This is a genomic window from Serratia sp. CY55921 (assembly GCF_052167655.1).
GTDB lineage: Bacteria > Pseudomonadota > Gammaproteobacteria > Enterobacterales > Enterobacteriaceae > Serratia > Serratia ureilytica.
The window spans coordinates 1-560 of the sequence record NZ_JBJNMU010000025.1 but is presented as its reverse complement, the minus strand read 5'-3'; the positions used below and the strand labels follow the sequence as shown (position 1 = coordinate 560).

General features: G+C 48.6%; 1 tRNA gene and 1 rRNA gene. Both read left to right on the top strand.

The window, feature by feature from the left end:
* Positions 1–107: ribosomal RNA gene (locus tag ACJ8M3_RS24790) — 16S ribosomal RNA — on the top strand; the annotation flags it as partial.
* A gap of 88 nt (positions 108–195) precedes the next feature.
* A tRNA-Glu gene (locus ACJ8M3_RS24785) sits at positions 196–271 on the top strand.
* Positions 272–560 lie beyond the last annotated feature (289 nt).

Sequence of the window (560 nt, the reverse complement as noted above, 5' to 3'; positions counted from 1 at the left end):
TAGGTAGCTTAACCTTCGGGAGGGCGCTTACCACTTTGTGATTCATGACTGGGGTGAAGTCGTAACAAGGTAACCGTAGGGGAACCTGCGGTTGGATCACCTCCTTACCTAAAGATATTAGTTCGAGTGGCGTGCTCACACAGATTGTCTGATGAAAAAGTAACGAGCAAAAGCGTCATAAAAGTACGGTGTCGTGTCCCCTTCGTCTAGAGGCCTAGGACACCGCCCTTTCACGGCGGTAACAGGGGTTCGAATCCCCTAGGGGACGCCAAGCTTCCGACCCACCCGGTGAAAGCGGCGGTCTCAAGTATCTGACGATACACCATATCTTAAAGATGACTTCCGAGTCATGTTTAAGATATTGCTCTTTAACAATCTGGAACAAGCTGAAAATTGAAACATGACGGCTGAAATTTGTCCCTCCGTAGATGTATTGGGATGAAGAGTAACCTGTCATAGAGTCTCTCAAATGTTTGCAGCGCGAACGATGGAAACATCTTCGGGTTGTGAGGTTAAGTGACTAAGCGTACACGGTGGATGCCTAGGCAGTCAGAGGCGAT